The organism is Acinetobacter sp. CIP 102637 (genome assembly GCF_000368425.1).
GTDB lineage: Bacteria > Pseudomonadota > Gammaproteobacteria > Pseudomonadales > Moraxellaceae > Acinetobacter > Acinetobacter parvus.
Genome location: NZ_KB849435.1, coordinates 1551889 through 1568483, shown reverse-complemented (window position 1 = coordinate 1568483; position 16595 = coordinate 1551889). Strand labels below are relative to the sequence as shown.

Annotated in this window: 13 protein-coding genes and 1 pseudogene; 8 read left to right on the top strand and 6 right to left on the bottom strand. The window is 41.3% G+C overall.

Annotation, left to right across the window (positions count from 1 at the left end; all coding sequences use genetic code 11):
* Positions 1 to 18: 18 nt before the first annotated feature.
* The 3 genes from F967_RS10575 to F967_RS10565 all read left to right on the top strand — a co-directional run bounded on the left by F967_RS10575 (position 19) and on the right by F967_RS10565 (position 3491).
* Positions 19 to 1620: a hypothetical protein gene (locus F967_RS10575; RefSeq protein ID WP_004799782.1), complete on the top strand. Its 1602-nt coding sequence runs from the start codon at positions 19 to 21 to the stop codon at positions 1618 to 1620.
* Between the two features lie 127 nt (positions 1621 to 1747).
* Positions 1748 to 2785, top strand: a complete 1038-nt coding sequence (locus F967_RS10570) for a DUF6160 family protein (protein WP_004799781.1) — start codon at positions 1748 to 1750, stop codon at positions 2783 to 2785.
* Between the two features lie 103 nt (positions 2786 to 2888).
* On the top strand, positions 2889 to 3491 hold the full coding sequence (locus F967_RS10565; protein ID WP_004799780.1) for a Uma2 family endonuclease: 603 nt from the start codon (positions 2889 to 2891) through the stop codon (positions 3489 to 3491).
* Between the two features lie 2 nt (positions 3492 to 3493).
* Here the strand turns inward: F967_RS10565 and F967_RS10560 are convergent, their stop codons facing one another.
* Together F967_RS10560 and F967_RS10555 are read right to left on the bottom strand one after the other, a co-directional pair.
* On the bottom strand, positions 3494 to 4420 hold the full coding sequence (locus F967_RS10560; RefSeq protein WP_212749257.1) for a tRNA dihydrouridine synthase: 927 nt from the start codon (positions 4418 to 4420) through the stop codon (positions 3494 to 3496).
* A gap of 77 nt (positions 4421 to 4497) precedes the next feature.
* On the bottom strand, positions 4498 to 5307 hold the full coding sequence (locus F967_RS10555; protein ID WP_004799778.1) for a cytochrome C assembly family protein: 810 nt from the start codon (positions 5305 to 5307) through the stop codon (positions 4498 to 4500).
* Between the two features lie 146 nt (positions 5308 to 5453).
* Between F967_RS10555 and ffh the strand changes: the two genes are divergently transcribed.
* Complete coding sequence (ffh, locus tag F967_RS10550) at positions 5454 to 6860, top strand: signal recognition particle protein (protein ID WP_004682913.1); 1407 nt, start codon at positions 5454 to 5456, stop codon at positions 6858 to 6860.
* Between the two features lie 294 nt (positions 6861 to 7154).
* Here ffh and F967_RS10545 read toward each other — a convergent pair whose 3' ends face one another.
* Both F967_RS10545 and F967_RS10540 read right to left on the bottom strand, forming a co-directional pair.
* Positions 7155 to 7898 (bottom strand): pantothenate kinase, encoded by a 744-nt coding sequence (locus F967_RS10545; protein ID WP_004799777.1) that lies wholly within the window; start codon positions 7896 to 7898, stop codon positions 7155 to 7157.
* Between the two features lie 14 nt (positions 7899 to 7912).
* Positions 7913 to 8689, bottom strand: coding sequence for a biotin--[acetyl-CoA-carboxylase] ligase (locus tag F967_RS10540; RefSeq protein WP_004799776.1), 777 nt, complete (start codon positions 8687 to 8689; stop codon positions 7913 to 7915).
* Between the two features lie 6 nt (positions 8690 to 8695).
* Here F967_RS10540 and F967_RS10535 point away from each other — a divergent pair, with 6 nt between their 5' ends.
* Positions 8696 to 9496 carry a sulfite exporter TauE/SafE family protein gene (locus F967_RS10535; RefSeq protein ID WP_004799775.1) on the top strand — a complete coding sequence of 267 codons (801 nt, stop codon included), beginning with the start codon at positions 8696 to 8698 and terminating at the stop codon, positions 9494 to 9496.
* 5 nt (positions 9497 to 9501) lie between these two features.
* Here F967_RS10535 and F967_RS10530 read toward each other — a convergent pair whose 3' ends face one another.
* Together F967_RS10530 and F967_RS10525 are read right to left on the bottom strand one after the other, a co-directional pair.
* Positions 9502 to 10044: a GTP-binding protein gene (locus F967_RS10530; RefSeq protein WP_004799774.1), complete on the bottom strand. Its 543-nt coding sequence runs from the start codon at positions 10042 to 10044 to the stop codon at positions 9502 to 9504.
* Positions 10045 to 10058: 14 nt separating this feature from the next.
* Positions 10059 to 11025: pseudogene (locus F967_RS10525) on the bottom strand (hypothetical protein).
* A 347-nt stretch (positions 11026 to 11372) separates the two neighbouring features.
* Between F967_RS10525 and F967_RS10520 the strand changes: the two are divergent.
* Genes F967_RS10520 through F967_RS10510 form a run of 3 tightly spaced genes read left to right on the top strand, consistent with a single transcriptional unit; the run spans position 11373 to position 16536 of the window.
* Positions 11373 to 12068 (top strand): GntR family transcriptional regulator, encoded by a 696-nt coding sequence (locus tag F967_RS10520; RefSeq protein ID WP_004675034.1) that lies wholly within the window; start codon positions 11373 to 11375, stop codon positions 12066 to 12068.
* Between the two features lie 24 nt (positions 12069 to 12092).
* Positions 12093 to 15542, top strand: a complete 3450-nt coding sequence (gene smc, locus F967_RS10515; protein WP_004799771.1) for a chromosome segregation protein SMC — start codon at positions 12093 to 12095, stop codon at positions 15540 to 15542.
* Position 15543: 1 nt separating this feature from the next.
* Positions 15544 to 16536: a cell division protein ZipA C-terminal FtsZ-binding domain-containing protein gene (locus tag F967_RS10510; protein WP_004799770.1), complete on the top strand. Its 993-nt coding sequence runs from the start codon at positions 15544 to 15546 to the stop codon at positions 16534 to 16536.
* Positions 16537 to 16595 lie beyond the last annotated feature (59 nt).

The window sequence follows — 16595 nt, the reverse complement described above, 5'->3', positions numbered from 1 at the left end:
TGGGTCAGGGTGATCAACATGAAAAAACTATATTTATATACATTGATTGCAATCAGCATGAATAATGTGTCTGCTCAGGGGTTAGTAGACTTAACAGATACCCAATTGGCAGAGGAAACAGGCCAGGCTCTATTTAATTTGTCTTATATTGCGCCAACTGATAGTGCAAACCTGATGAATGGTAAAACAATTGGTGGAACGTCAGCAGGTAAAATCGGTTTCTATAAACTGGGTATGGAAGCGGAAATTGAGTTGAATGCCAACATTCGTAAATTACAATTAGGGTGTGGTGGGCGAAACGGACCAGAAAATTGTGATATTGAAATTAATAATTTGGCACTTTCAGGACTACCCAATGGCGGAACATATAATGCAGCAGGAGCAGCTCAAGCGAATGGTGGTTATGATGCTAATGGTGTACCTGTATATAATAGTGATGGGCGGGCTGCAACCAGTGCGAAACTGGTGAATCCTTTTATGGAGTTTGCAATTAAGAACCCCGATAGTGCATCTACTCGTGAAGTATTAGGATTTAGAGCGAGTGCTGAGAAAATTTTTGGTTTGTTAACCGCAGGCACAGATAACTTAAACTATGCGACTACCACAGACGGAATACAAAATTTGAGTGGTTTTATGCGAATTGCGGCAACCAGTGGAACGGTAAATACCAAGGAAGTTTTATTTGGTAATCGGGGTGATCAGCAGTTGGGAGAATATGTTACAGGTGTTACAGGTCCATCTGTGCCAGCAAATAATTATAACATGAACTTGGATTTGAGCATATTGGGAACGTATAAGCGTATTTTTACGAGTCAACCAGGTAATGCAGATAACCACGGTATTACGGTTCCAGCTTTATATGATGTACCTTTTGTCATTGCAAATGAGTTTCAAGTCAACGGTAATCGGCAAAAAGGAGTTGCCGTTAAAAATATTGCTGTACATATTGCTGAGATTCCAATGGGGAAAGTTGCACTTTTAAATCCCGATGGAACAGCCCAACGTGATGGATCAGGAAACCAACTCTTTACTGCAAGTGGTGCAAAAAACCAGTTATATGTAACATTTGACCCTGTTTTAGGTATTGCGAGTAAAGCAAAATTCCAGATGGCAGATGGTTCAAAAGTAACTGATTTAAATTTAGATGTTACTTTCCAGCAAGCTTTAAGTATGATTCATAATATCCCACTCACAGGAAATGGTGGTTATTTATCATTACAAAATCAGGCGTTATTATGGCCTGGAGCCTATACTGCACAAAATCTAGGGATCACAGAATTAAATAATATGACTAAAAGTGACGTGGCTCAGCCAGGATGGTGGATGTCTTTTGCGGATCCTGTGCAATTAGGTAAATTGAAAGCGTCAGAAAGTGTGGATATTAGTGATGCTTTACCACAGGTTGCTGATCTGGTGAGTTTGGGATTACAAAATGACCCTGTCCAAATTGGAACTATGGAAGGTTTAGCAACGTTGGTTAGTACGCCAATTGTAAAACAATTAGTAATCCCTTTAATGGATACGACTACGCAATATCCAGCACAAATTACTTTACAAAATTTAAAATTACAAAATCAGAATGTAACCTCAAACTGTTATGGAACGTTAAAGTTCTGTTAGGTTGAGTTTAATTTAGCTGGGAAACATGATTTTGGGTTATAAAGTTTATCTGATTCAGCATTGAGCTTTATTAAAAATATGCTAAGCTGATGAATATATTTTAAACATTTGTCTATGGATTAGGGCAATGAGTAAAAACAAAAAGATAGGGTGTTTGTCATTTTTGCTATTAAGTCCTTTGACGATGGCAATGCAACCTTTAGATGATCAAAGTCTGTCTACCACTACAGGTCAGGATGGTATAACGATTGGCGTGCAAATACAAAAAATTGATTTTGATCAGGTGGCATTGATTAATACCAATAACTCTACATATACCGATAAATCTGCTTTAGTTATGGCTGCCAGTCCTAGTGCTGCTACTCCAGTAATTGGAGTGGATTTTGTTAAGACTTTTAGTAGTGATGGGTCTATCCAAAATAGCTCAACTGAGTTATTCAAAGCTGCTATAGATACCGATGCTGGTACAGGAACGAATGGTGCTTTTTCAAATATTGCAATTTCTTTAGGAAATGAAGTAAACGGAATACGCATTCGTCCTTTTTCAGTTTATCTTGTTCCTGGTGGGGTGGATGCTATTTCTTCAGTTAGTCCAAATTATTCACAAAAATCGATTTTTAGCTCAGGAACTACGCTGAAATCGACGAATATTAAGGAATTTCTACGCACCAGTGATATTGATATTAAATTTATTTCTGGCAATAAACCTAGCATGAATCTACAACTAGGGGCCGCTCCTCAAGGTCATATGATGATGTTTGGCGGTGCGATTGATTCTATTTGTGGTCCAACAACAGCGAAGCCTGATGGTTGCACCTTTAAATTAATTTCAGGTGCTACAAGTGCTAAATTTGATTTCCAGCTACTTGCTAATGATACTGATACAAATGACCATGTGACTGGACTATCCTTAAAAGGTTTTTATGCAGGTATAGAGGGGAATGCAGGAACTGGTCCAACTGAGTTGGGCGGGTTGGTTTTTGGTAATATTGGAACAAGTGAAAAATTTAATCTTAAGTTAAATAATGTACAATTGGGAAATACAATTCCAACAGTAGATTTGGACTCAAATATATTTAACGGATTACAAAATGGTTCGATGGGAAATTTTGGTATGACTGGAGTGTCAGTTACAAATTTAAAAACTATAATTAGGGGTATGTAGAGACTATGTTGATACCCATTTTCTAAAGCGGCTTCGGTCGCTTTTTTTTATGGCTGAAAAATGCTATATGTTATTTCACAGTACAGATTCACAGGAAATGAGCATGTCACTTGCAAAAAAATATGATTTGATCACTGAACAAGAATACTTAGAGGGTGAATTATTATCTGACATTCGCCACGAATATATTGAGGGTGAAATCTATGCGATGGTTGGTGTGCATAAATATCACAATCTAATTACAGGTGAAATGTTTCGGATATTTGCGAATCATTTACTTGGTAAACCATGTCAACCCTATGCTTCGGACATGAAAGTTAAAATTGATAAAAAATACTTTTATCCAGATGTTATGGTGGATTGTAGTCAAGAAGATATCGACTATTTTGTTGAAAAACCAAGTATTATTGTGGAAGTTTTATCGAAATCAACGCGTCAGCGTGACAAGACCGACAAACGCCTAGCTTATTTCCAGATTCCGACTTTAAAAGAATATGTCATGATTGAACAGGACTTTGTTGAAATTGAATTTTGGTCACGAGATCAAGATAATCTTTGGCAACAGTCGGTTTATTATTTAGGTGATGATATTACCTTTCATTCGATTGGTTTGACTGTTGCAGTTGAAGATATTTACCGTCAGGTTAAAAATGAAGATATGTTGGCATGGTGGGGAAAAAAACAACAGCAACAGCTTGATTTATAAAACTAACGGTGTAATTGTTGTAGAATATCTTCTAGCTGTTTCATTTTTTTCACCTGATTCCAAAGCGCTTGTGCTTCTGGATAGGCTTTGCTCATCATACCCAGCCATTGTTTATAACGCCCAATCATTCCGACTTCGGTCTTAAATTGCCCGCTTAAAAAGCGTTGTTGCAACTCAACCAAATCCTGCCATGACAAAACAGCTCGATCCTGATTTTGACGGATACATAAGGTTAAATCTGGTGTTGTGACTGCACCACGTCCAATCATCAAATCTTGACAATGTGATTGTTGCAAGCATGCTTTGGCATCTGCATTATTCCAGATTTCACCATTGGCAATGACATTGATTTTTAGTGCTTCAGTAATCGGCTGAATTTTTTCCCAGTAGGCGGGTGGGGTATAACCATCGGCTTTGGTCCGTGCATGCACTGTAAGCCAACTTGCGCCAGCATCTTCTACGGCATGCGCATTATCGAGGGTGTGGTTCTCGTCTAAATAACCAAGGCGCATTTTTGCTGAAACGGGAATATGTGCAGGAACAGCATCACGAACAGCTTTTACCAGTTGGTGTACTGTTTCTGGCTCATCCAGTAAGACAGAACCACCACGATGACGGTTGACCGTTTTGGCAGGACAGCCAAAATTTAAATCAATTGCAGGTGCGCCCAATTCCACAACTTTCGCGGCATTAGCGGCCAACATCTCTGGATTATTTCCAAGAAACTGCACATGCACAGGTGTGCCTGCTGCGGTTTTGCCATCAGTTTCTAATTCTGGGCAGAAGCCATAATACACATGGTCTGGCAGAATGCTTTCGGTAATACGAATAAACTCGGTCACGCACCAATCAAAACTGCCAACATGGGTGAGCACATCACGCATGATTGGATCAGTCAGACCTTCCATTGGGGCGAGGATAAGTTTCACGGTCATTACCTAGTAAAGCAAAAACAGCGTTATACGCATTTTAAGATAGGCTGTCCAGTGTTTTAGGATGTCTGAATTTAGCGGCCTAAAATCATTTCTAAAACAAATTTACTGCCGATAAAACCAATTGCAAGCAACACAAAACCTGTAATGGTAAAGCGAATTGCTTTACGTCCGCGCCAACCAAATTTGTAATGCCCAATTAAAAGTGCACCATATAAAAACCATGAAATAATACTAAAGGCGGTTTTATGTGCAAGGTGCTGGGCAAAGAAGTTGTCGATGGTAAAAAAGCCAAAGAGAAGTGCAGCAGTGAGTAAGCCAAAACCTGTGATAATTAAATCAAAGAGTACCGATTCCATCACTTGGAATGGTGGAAGTAGGTTAACCCAAATTCGTCTTTTTTGCTTCTTCTTAAGTTCTCTATCTTGAAACCAAAGCAATACGGAATGAATGGTTGCCATCAGTAAAACAGCATAAGCTGATAAAGAGAGGATGATATGAAGATCTAAACCTAAGCTATGTTGTTCAATCACTTGGTTCGGTTGACTAAAAGCATATCCTAAAATTAAACCAATTGCGGCAACAGGAGTGCCAATTAAATTTAATGGTAAGATTGGTCGAATTAAACTTAAAATTAAACTGAGTGCCAGCATTAGTCCCGAAGTAAAAGAAATCAGGTTAAATACATTATAATTTACTCCCATTGGTGTCATCATGTCCCGATACAGTATAGCGCCGTGCAGGACCACTCCAAAGCTGACAACAAGACCATAGCACCAGAGATTTGGGGTACGTTTTGACATTAGGTGGATAAACAAATACCAAAAGGAACTGGTATATGCAACAAGTGCCAAAATTGTGTAAACCAAGGGGAGACTGATCATGTCAAACCTTTTTGAGGAGGATGAATAATATTCACCATATAAGATATAAATTCGCTTCGAACTACAGTATCCTATAGCATTCTATGCATAAATTTTCTATTTTAAGAAAGATTTTTTGCAACTAGCCATTTTAAGCGGATTTCGCAATGTTTGATACCTTAACAGAACGACTCACACAGAGTTTAAGAAATGTTACTGGCTCAGGGCAGCTGACCGAAGACAATATTAAAGATACCTTACGTGAAGTACGTATGGCACTTCTTGAAGCCGATGTGGCGTTACCTGTAACTCGTGAGTTTATTGCGAAAGTTAAGGAAGAGGCGCTTGGGCAGGAAGTGATGACTCAGCTTTCCCCAGGTCAGGCATTTGTCAAGATTGTCTATGATGAACTCACCAAGATGATGGGTGAGGCCAACGAGACTTTAGATTTAAGCGCAAAGCCGCCTGTGGTGGTGTTACTTGCAGGTTTGCAAGGTGCAGGTAAAACAACAACTGCCGCAAAATTAGCGCGTTTTCTGAAAGAGCGCCAAAAGAAAAAAGTAATGACGGTTTCTGCTGATGTCTATCGTCCAGCGGCAATTAAGCAGTTAGAAACAGTATCGAATGAAGTTGGCGTGGGTTTCATTCCATCAGAAGCATCTGAAAAGCCAATTGATATTGTGAATCGTGCCATTGAACAAGCTAAAATCCAGTTTGCTGATGTTTTAATTGTCGATACCGCAGGACGTCTGCATGTCGATGAAGACATGATGGATGAAATCAAGGAATTGCACGCAGCGGTTAAGCCAACAGAGACCCTGTTTGTGGTTGATGCAATGACAGGTCAGGATGCAGCCAATACAGCCAAGGCGTTTAATGATGCTCTGGCTTTAACGGGCGTGATTCTTACTAAAACGGATGGTGATGCACGTGGTGGTGCTGCACTTTCTGTTCGTGCGATTACAGGTAAACCGATCAAGTTCTTAGGTATCGGTGAAAAACTAGATGCACTTGAGCCATTCCATCCAGATCGTGTTGCACAACGTATCTTGGGTATGGGTGACGTACTTTCTTTGGTCGAAGAAGTTGAACGCAAAATCGACAAAGAAAAAGCCGAAAAAATGGCGAAAAAACTGCAAAAAGGCGGAACTTTCAATTTTGAAGATATGCTGATGCAGTTTGAGCAAATGAGCAAGATGGGCGGTATGATGAGCTTTCTGGACAAGCTACCAGGTATGAGCAATTCGGGAATTCAGGATGCGATTGCACAGGCAAACCCTGAAAAGCAGGTTAAGCGTATGGAAGCCATTATCCAGTCCATGACCGTTAAAGAGCGCCGTAATCCAGACCTGATCAATGCCAGCCGTAAAAAGCGTATTGCCGCAGGTTGTGGTATGGATGTTGCCGAAGTGAATAAACTGATGAAGCAACAGGCGCAAATGGCAAAAATGATGAAGAAGTTTGCCAATCCATCGGGTATGAGCAAAATGTTGAAATCACTTGGCAATATGCAGAAACAGTTTGGTGGTGGCAATATGGGACCATTATTTGGCAACAATGAACCAAAGAAATAATCGTTTTCAGTTTTGAAAAGGCGCTTAAGGCGCCTTTTTATTTTTTAGTTTAAATCAATAAGTGTATAAATTTAATACAAAAAATTAACATTAGATAAAATCCCAACATAAGAGTATTGGTGCTAAATATTTGTTTTATATTGGGAAATATTATTAATTATGTCGCATTTTTCTAAAAATAAAGTGTTTATCATACATTGTGAACATGCCGATCCAGACCAGCATTGGTGTGGCTGGCTGGAAGAATAACTTAAAAATCTGAATGTGGCTTAAGCGGCATATATTACAGACGCTTCAAAGCCTACTTAAAGTGGAACTGAGCTGAACATAGTGTTTTAAACCCTTTAGCAATAAATCAGGTTCAACCTGCGGCTGGTAATGTCCCAAAAATTTGGCAAACAAGTTGGCATCACCGCCTGTTAAGATCAGGTGTTTAGGAGAGTGATGCATAATCTGGTCAATGGTGCTGATCAGGCCCAACAGAATCCCATGATGGACAGCATCAACTGTGTTGTGTCCAGGCTTTAGATTATCAAAAGCGGAATCAGGAATTTTAATACCTTTGGTATTTTGAATGAGTGAATCTCGTTGCAAATACAGGTTTGGCAAAATATAGCCACCTAAATGTTGTAACCCCTCAACCAGATCAATGGTTAATGCTGTACCACAGCCGATCACACAAAAATTTTCGTTCGGTTTTGCCACCGCCAAGACCTGTAACCAGCGGTCAATCCCAAGTTGGCTTGGCACATCATAGCCGCATTGCAGGCCAGCATATTCTGCATGAACCTTTGCAAAGATAATCGGAATATCCAGAACAGCCAGAATCATTTGAATACGCTGGTTGTTTTCTGCATCCAGCACTGAGGAAATACCCACCCGACTGAACTGTTGATGGCGAAAATGCTGGATCAAACCTAGGAGTAAATCTGCGGGGGACTGTAGATGAAGTTCAGCCGCGTGCTCAAGCACCTGGTCATTTTCAGTGACCCAGTATTTTAGCCGTGTATTGCCAATATCAAGCCATAAACTTTTCATAAGATAACGATTTCTCAAATTTCAGCCAGACGTAGGCGACCTTGATAAAACTGCTGTGCTTGATCAGTTTTAATGATGACAGCACCATCATTCGAGATACCCTGAAAACGTCCCTGAAGCTTGCCTTGGGCATGTTCAAATTCCACCTGCTGATTTAGCCAAATGGCATGATGGTTAAAACGTTCAGCCAGATTGTAGCTGCCATGTTCAAACCATTGTGCTGCCTGCTGGATGGCAGTATACAGTTCGGCAATCAAGTTCAGACGCTCGATTTGATGCAAACCCAGCCTATGCAATGAGGTGATGGGCTGGTCTGCATTCTCAACAGGTGGCGTATTCAGATTGATGCCAACCCCAACAATGGCTTGATTCACGGAGAGTGGCTCTACCAAAATCCCACCCCATTTGCCTTGGGGGCTATACAAGTCATTTGGCCATTTAACCTGTAGGTTTAAGCCTTGCAAGCTTGGTATTTGTAGAATATTCAATGCAACTTCAAGAGCGAGGCGACCATCCAGTGCTGTCTTGCTTTGAATCAGTGTGCTTAAATAAACGTTCCCTTCAGGAGAGACCCATTGTCGCTGGTGCTGACCACGACCCTGAGTCTGCTGTGCGCTGCATACCAATCCTGTGCTAATGCCTTTTTGTGCAATTTCACGCATATCATCATTGGTCGATGTGGTGGTGGTTTTTAATAAAACCACTTCGGGAAACTGATTTTTTGCGTTGAGTAATTGCTGTAACTGGCAGATTGCGAAATCATCCATCATTTTTACAAGTAGAGTGGTCATGTGTTTATGGAGTTAATCATATATTTGCTGATTGGCGCAATTGCTGGATTTACTGCAGGTTTGTTTGGGGTGGGTGGTGGCCTAATTATTGTGCCAATTTTATATATCGTCTTTACTCAAATGAATTATGACGCGAATGTGATTATGCATGTTGCCGTGGGGACATCCCTAGCCACCATTATTGTGACCTCAATCAGCTCAGTGATGGCACATCATAAAAAAGGTGCGGTGTTGTGGCAGGTGTTCCGTAATTTGGCGCCAGGATTGGTGCTGGGCTCATTTATGGGGGCTGGAATTGCCGATCTTATGTCAGGCCAGCATTTGCAACTAGTGATCGGTGTTTTTGCGGTATGGATGGCGTATAAGATGTTTAGAGGCGCACATGTGCTTGTTGATGCAAATCGTCATTTGCCATCAGCACCCTTGCAGTTTGTTGCAGGTGGGGGAATTGGGGTGGCTTCTGCCATTTTTGGGATTGGCGGCGGCAGTTTAACCGTACCTTACCTGAACCGTCATGGCGTGGTGATGCAAAAGGCGGTGGCAACTTCGGCAGCCTGTGGCCTGCCGATTGCCGTGGCTGGGGCCTTAGGTTTTATGTGGTTTGGTGCCAAAGAGCAGATTGATGTTCCAAATACCATTGGCTATGTGCATATCTATGCTTTTCTTGGGATCAGTGTGATGAGTTTTATCACGGCTAAATTTGGTGCCAAAGTCGCACATCGCCTATCTCCCGCAATGTTGAAAAAATGCTTTGCAGGTTTACTGGTAGTGGTTGGCTGTTATTTCATTTATAAAGGGCTGATGTAGGCCCTTTAATTCACCAGTCCATAATGCACTTCAACGTTTGCAATCAGGGTTTCAACCAGAAGCAAGACATCATCCTGTTGCCGTGCATCGACAAAGAACAGTGGGTAGTTCAGTTCCCTCGCTTTCAGCCAATCTCGATAGATGGACAGGGTACGTTCTGGCTTACGGTCAACATGGGTAATGGCAATCACAATATTGTTGCCAAAAGGCTGGAATGCCTGTACATACTGCTCTAGGTCAATTAGTGGATTTTCTGCGGTGTGGTCAATCATGACAATGGTTCCAATCGCACCCTTACAAATCACCGCCCAGATAAAATCAAAACGGTCCTGTCCTGGCGTGCCGTATAAACCGACCTTTACTCCATCTTCCAGTGTCAGCTCGCCATAATCAATGCCCACCGTGGTGAGTAGCTTTTCATGGGATTCGGTATCGGTATTCAGTGCCTCGGTACTCAATACCTCAATTTCTGATAACGTTTGGATGGCGGTCGACTTCCCTGAACCCATGGTTCCGCCAAAGACAATTTTATATTGATGTAAAATCATAAGTTTGTCCCTGATCAAAAGCCTAAACGGTTACGCAAGCGGCCAAACAGCTTTTGCATAAAATGTTGTTCAGTCTCATTTTGCTGGATTTGGGGCCTATATTTTGCTTCCCGATCCTTGATGAGTTTTCCGAAATTTGTACCCAGACAGGCAGCAACGAAATGTCTTACTCTCTGTTCAGGTAGCTTGAGCTGGGCTGCAACGGTCTCAATCTTTGCACCTTGGGCAAAACAGGCTGACATTCGCAAAATGTCCTGACGATCAATCCTGTTTTTTGGCTGTGGCCAAATTTCTAAATAGAAACTTGATGCAGAGGGGGGGGTAAAGTTCATTAAAATCTTTTGATGCCCAAAGTAAATGCCACAACCATTGTTTTAAATCTTGTTGTGGAGTCTCTGTGATCCAAAGTTGGTCATTTTGTGTGGCGTAGGTGTAATTTAAGCTTGCATCTGTATGTAATGTTTTTAGCATCGGATTTTGCCAAACCCATTCGTTACGAGGGTCTGCAATTGCAACTAAACCATTGTGATCAAATAACTGAATTTTGCCATTTTTAGGATTGAGGATTTCTTGTAGAACTTCCCCGATTTGTTTTCGATGAATTGTAGTATTCGTTGCTTGAGGTGGGGATACTTTCTCTATCGTAGCATTTTTAGCTAAGCGCTCATTTAGCCATTGATGTAGTGATTGAAGATGATTCAATGGTAGATATAGAATGTCATCTTCGATTGAACTATTTTTATCAGCATTATTGGCAATTTGTAGAACATTAATATGGTTATTTTGGATTAAGCTTTTGATATTCGGTGAATCAAAAAAGATATGATTGATCATCAAAATATCGAGATGAGGTTCAGCAATATTGCTCCAGTTCACCTTGACATGATTGGGAACCGCTGTCTGAATCTGTTCTTTTAATTCATTCAATGTCCTGATACTTAACCCAAAAATTGCGATATTGACAGCCTGATGAAGACTCATAATGCTACTCATAATTGCTGAGCAATTCAGTAAAATTAATAAAAACGTGCTAGTGTTTGTGGAATATATTGTTTTATGTGATTAATATCAATAAATTTTTTGTAAATAAATTAATTTTCAGATATTCGGTTAGCGCAATTTCGTAAGCTTAACTCATTGATCTTAAACATAAGGAATTTAAATTTTTAACCAAATATTTCCTTAAAATATTGTTTTTATCATTCGATTGACTTAAAAAGCAATAAAATTGTTAGACAATGATATAGAATTTATACAACGAAATCAGTTAAAACAAAAAAGCTCAAACAGCATTGAACAATGCGTATAACAAAGATAGCGAGGGGCTCATGAATCTCGAAGAGGCTGATAGTCTTTCTGAACAGATTGCAAAATACATTAGTGAACAAATTATTAGCGGCGAGCTGGTTGAAGGCGAACGTATTCAGGAGCTGCGCATTGCGAAAGAGTTGGATGTCAGCCGTGGCTCTGTCCGTGAAGCATTGTTGCTGCTGGAACGTACCTATTTAATTGAAATTTTTCCACGCCGTGGCGCAATTGTCTCTGAAATGTCGGCCCAGCAGGTCAAGGCACTGTTTGACACCAATGTGATGGTGTTGGGCCATATTGTGCAGCGGATTAGTGAGACCTGGCGGGTCAATGAGGCAGAACAGCTACAGGCCTTGTTAGACCAACTGATGGAGTTTGTCCGTGCTGGGGATATTGAGAAGTTTTATGATGCTATCTTTAAATATCTGGCTGAACAGCATGAGATGGTGGCGAATCCCTACATGATGCAGTTCTACAAGGAACTGTTGCCATCGTTACGCCGTAGCTATTTTTTAACCTTAAACACCTCACGTCGCGAGCTACAGGAGTCGTTTACCCTGTTCAAGCTGGTGATTGATGCTATTTTGATCCGAAAATCACAACAAGCCGCTTTATTTATGGAAGATTTTTGTCGACACTTGCGCAACCTTGTGTTGGAATCTCTAACACGAATGAAACAGATTGAATTGGCTTGGGCAAGACGCTCACGCCGCTAATTTTTTAGGTCAAAACACGGCGTTATGCGTTTAAGCAGTTTAAAACTTTCAGGCTTTAAATCTTTTGCCGATAGTACCACTTTAAATTTTAAGGCCAATCGTACTGCGGTCGTTGGCCCAAACGGTTGCGGAAAATCGAATGTGATTGATGCCATTCGCTGGGTGATGGGCGAATCTAATGCACGTCAGTTGCGTGGTGGTAGCATGCAGGATGTGATTTTTACAGGAACATCCAAGCGTAAACCTGTCGGTCTTGCCAGTGTAGAGCTTCGTTTCGATAATACATATGGAAAATTAGGTGGCGCTTATAATGCCTATAACGAGCTTGCGGTGCGTCGTCAGGTTACACGTGAAGGTAAATCAGAATATTTCTTGAATGGCACACGATGCCGCCGTCGTGATATTACCGATATTTTTCTAGGAACGGGTCTAGGGCCACGTTCTTATGCAGTCATTGAACAGGGCATGATTAACCGTCTGGTTGATGCCAAGCCTGAAGAAATGCGAGTGTTTATTGAAGAAGCTGCTGGTGTATCTCGCTATCAAGCACGTCGTCGTGAAACCTTACAGCATCTGGAACATACCGAACAAAACCTGGCACGTTTGGAAGATATTGCGGCAGAACTAAAATCACAGCTCAGAACCTTGAAGCGTCAGTCTGAAGCAGCAATTCAATACAAAACTTTAGAAAGCCAAATCCGAATCTTAAAAATCGAAATCCTTTCGTTCCAAGCCAATCAAAGTCAAAAGCTACAACAAGAATATACGGTTGAAATGACCACGTTAGGCGAAAAATTTAAGTTGGTTCGTTCAGAGTCACATAGCATTGAGCATGATCTTGAAGCGACAAGTGCCTTATTCCAGCGGTTGATTCAGCAGTCTTCACCGTTGCAACAGGAGTGGCAACAGGCTGAGAAGAAACTGGCTGAATTGAAAATGACGCTGGAGCAGAAGCAGAGTTTATTCCAGCAGAACAGCAGCAGCTTGGTTCAGCTTGAGCAGCAAAAACTACAAACCAAGGAACGTTTGCAGTTATCCGAGTTGCAGGTTGAAACCTTAACCACGCAGTTTGATGAGCAAAATGAGAAATTGCTTGAGCTGGAACAGCAGACCCAAGCCGCCGAGCAAAATTTTACCGATGTTCAGGCACAGCAAAAGCAGGCACAACAGCAATTTGATCAACTTAAAACCCAAGTTGAAAAGCAGCAACAACAAAAGCTGCAAATGGCGGCACAGATTGAGCAACTAAGCAAAAATGTACTGCGGATTGAACAGCAAAAGCAGACCTTACAAACACAAAGCAGCCAGATTCGTGCTCAGGTTCAGGATGATGAGCAGGCGCAACTGGAACAATTACAGCAGCAGTTGCAACAAGAGATTGTTGAGCTGGAAACAGCAATTGAACAGCTACAGCAAAATCTACAAAGCCAGGAGGATCAGCAACATTTAAACAAGACTGATGCACAGAGTTTAAAAACAGAGATTCAGGTGTTATTGGCTGAACAAAAGAACCTGAATCAATTGGTGGCAAAGCAGAGTCCCAAACAGAACCAAGATATCGTTCGATTAATGCAAAACTTGCGTTTAACTGCTCAAGCTAAAGTGCATGCATGCATTATTGAGAAGTTCTTAGCCAAGTGGTTGCAAGCGCATTTGATTGAGAAAGATCAAGCCTTTCAAGAAGGTATCGCACGACAGTTAAAGTCATCACAACAGCAGCCTGTTCAAATTGTAGAGCTTACTTGTTTGAGTGAGTGGATCGAGGTGCCACAATCTTCTTTATGGACAAATGTAGCTGTGGCAGAAGATTTAGCCACAGCATTGCGATATCAAGTGCATCTCCAGCAAGCACAATCGATTTTAACGCTGGATGGTTATCATGTCGGTGCGGACTGGGTTATTGCGTTGCACTACGATGAAGAGAGCCAGACTGCACAAGGGATGCTCAGTCATCAAGTGCGCTTAGAGGAAATCGAACAACAACTTGCAGAAATACAGCCACAATTACTTGAGTTAGAAAACCAATTTTCTTTTCAACAACAAACTTTGCAGCAACATCAACAACATTTACAGCAACAGCAACAAAGCCAAAAACAAAAGCAAAAAGAATTACAACAACTGGATGTGCAAATTGCCAAACTGCAAAGTACTGCACAGGCATTTGTATTACAACAGCAGCAATTGGCCGATCAACTGAAACAACTGGATGTGCAGCTTGAAGAAGATGCCATGCAGCGGGATGATCTGGAAATTGACCTGCATGCTTTAGCAATTAAATTGGAAGCAGTGTTACCCAACTATAAAACTTTACAGTTTCAGGTCGAAAATCTAAATGAACAATTGGATGAGCAACAACAACAGCTGACCCAACAGCAGCAGCAACGTGAAAATCTGCGCCGTCAGACCTCTCAAGCCAATCAGCAAATTGAGTTGTTAGAAAAAGATATCTCATTCCTGAAAACGCAGTATCGACAAATCATTGAGCAGATTGAGCAGGCGAAGAAATTTGTTGACCCAATTCAACTGGAATTGCCAGATCTTGAATCACAGTTTAAGGCGCAATTTCAACAAACCGAAAAACTGCAAAAAACCTGGAATGAATGGCAACTTGAACTCAATCAGGTACAGGAAAAGCAGCAGCAACTGACTGAACAACGCCATCAAGCACAGCAAAAAGATGAGCAGGTGCGTGAACAGTTGGAACAAAAGCGCTTGGCTTGGCAGGCAGCAAAATCAGATCGTGAACATTATCTGGAACAGCTGAAAGAACTCAATGCGGAAGCTTTATCTGACCTGACGATAGAAATGAAAGATCATCAGCAAAAACTTGAAAAAGCCCAGCAACAATTTGAGAAAATCGGTGCTGTGAATTTGGCAGCCTCACAAGAATACGAAGAAGTGTCGCAGCGTTTTGATGAGTTGAACCATCAGATGCAAGATCTACAAAATACGGTTGATCAGCTCAAGGATGCCATGAAGAGTATTGATCAGCAAACACGAAAGCTGTTTATGACCACTTTTGACCAGGTCAATCAAGAGCTGCAACTGTTGTTTCCGAAAGTGTTTAATGGTGGTGAGGCGACCCTCAGCCTTGAGGATGACTGGCAGTCGGGTGTGAAATTAATGGCGCGTCCGCCAGGTAAACGTAACAGTTCTCTGGCATTATTGTCAGGTGGTGAAAAGGCCCTAACGGCATTGGCGTTGGTGTTTGCTATCTTTAGGCTGAACCCTGCGCCTTTCTGTGTATTGGATGAAGTTGATGCACCACTGGATGACGCCAACGTACAGCGGTATTGTAATTTGGTAAAAGAGCTTTCTGAACAAGTGCAATTCATTTACATTACACATAATAAATTGGCAATGACAATGGCAACTGATTTACTTGGAGTGACCATGCCAGAGCCAGGCACATCAAAATTAGTGACTGTGGATTTAGAACAGGCAAAAGAATACGGGTTAGTTGCGGAGTCCTAGTATGGAAATGAATACAATAATAGGCATTGTTGTCGCCGTTGTGATTATGCTCGTTGGTTTGATCATGATTTTAAGAAAACCAAAACCAGTTGAGCTTTCACTAGAAGCAGATCTTCATGTTAACCCTGAAAGTCAGCAACCTGTGATTCCTCGTCATGTACGGGATCAGATTTTGCAAAATGATGTGGTTACCGCTGCAACCAACCGTGTTGAACCAAGTTTTAACACGGCACCGATTGAAGCAAAAGCGCCAGTTGAAATAGCTACTGCGGAAAATATTGTAAAAGCGACTGAAACTGATGTTGTGATTGAACCTGAGCCAGTTGTTAAGCTCACTTCGGATGCAAATAAACAAGAGACAGTGCTAGAATCGCAGTCTCAAGACGAAGTTGAAGCGCTTTTAGCAACGCCAGAAAAAGCTCAGGATGAGAAAGCTGAAACACAGCTCAGCTTAAACCCAAATATTGAAACAGTTGAGATTGCTGAGTTTGATGGCGAAAGTAATATTCTGGATGTGCATTTGCATGAACAGCAACGCTATGATGATGAAAGTGCTTTGGCAACAGCAGAGCAAATTATTGCTTTGAATGTTTATCCAAATCCACGTCGTGCCTTGTCGGGTGATAAAGCATTAAAGGTATTGCTGAAATATGGCCTGCGTTTTGGCGAAATGTCATGTTTCCATCGTTATGAAAATACCGATGAGCCAAGTGCCCTTATGTTTTCGGTACTGCGTGTGACCGATAATGGCCCAGCGGGCTTTGATCTGGAAACATTGTCTGCGGAACAGGTGCAGGGTCTGGCATTTTTCCTTGCATTACCAAACAGCAAGGCCGTGACAGGCTATGACATGATGACCAGCATTGCAGGCTTAATTGCGCGTGAGATTGATGGTAAAGTTTACGATGAAAACAATCTTGAATTCACGCCGCAGTTGAAAGAGCATTGGCGTCATCATGTGATTGATTATCGTCCAAATCAAGCAACGGTTTAATCAATCTTTTATAATAAATTCAGTAAAGATTATAGGGCGGTTTTCCGCCCTTTTATATG

What these genes read in the sequence shown, in the direction of transcription:
- F967_RS10545 (WP_004799777.1), bottom strand. Translation starts at nt 7,898, where the DNA reads ATGAAAAGTTTATGGCTTGATATTGGCAATACACGGCTAAAATACTGG.
- F967_RS10565 (WP_004799780.1), top strand. Translation starts at nt 2,889, where the DNA reads ATGTCACTTGCAAAAAAATATGATTTGATCACTGAACAAGAATACTTA.
- F967_RS10530 (WP_004799774.1), bottom strand. Translation starts at nt 10,044, where the DNA reads ATGATTTTACATCAATATAAAATTGTCTTTGGCGGAACCATGGGTTCA.
- F967_RS10520 (WP_004675034.1), top strand. Translation starts at nt 11,373, where the DNA reads ATGAATCTCGAAGAGGCTGATAGTCTTTCTGAACAGATTGCAAAATAC.
- F967_RS10535 (WP_004799775.1), top strand. Translation starts at nt 8,696, where the DNA reads ATGGAGTTAATCATATATTTGCTGATTGGCGCAATTGCTGGATTTACT.
- ffh (WP_004682913.1), top strand. Translation starts at nt 5,454, where the DNA reads ATGTTTGATACCTTAACAGAACGACTCACACAGAGTTTAAGAAATGTT.
- F967_RS10510 (WP_004799770.1), top strand. Translation starts at nt 15,544, where the DNA reads ATGGAAATGAATACAATAATAGGCATTGTTGTCGCCGTTGTGATTATG.
- smc (WP_004799771.1), top strand. Translation starts at nt 12,093, where the DNA reads ATGCGTTTAAGCAGTTTAAAACTTTCAGGCTTTAAATCTTTTGCCGAT.
- F967_RS10575 (WP_004799782.1), top strand. Translation starts at nt 19, where the DNA reads ATGAAAAAACTATATTTATATACATTGATTGCAATCAGCATGAATAAT.
- F967_RS10555 (WP_004799778.1), bottom strand. Translation starts at nt 5,307, where the DNA reads ATGATCAGTCTCCCCTTGGTTTACACAATTTTGGCACTTGTTGCATAT.
- F967_RS10540 (WP_004799776.1), bottom strand. Translation starts at nt 8,689, where the DNA reads ATGACCACTCTACTTGTAAAAATGATGGATGATTTCGCAATCTGCCAG.
- F967_RS10570 (WP_004799781.1), top strand. Translation starts at nt 1,748, where the DNA reads ATGAGTAAAAACAAAAAGATAGGGTGTTTGTCATTTTTGCTATTAAGT.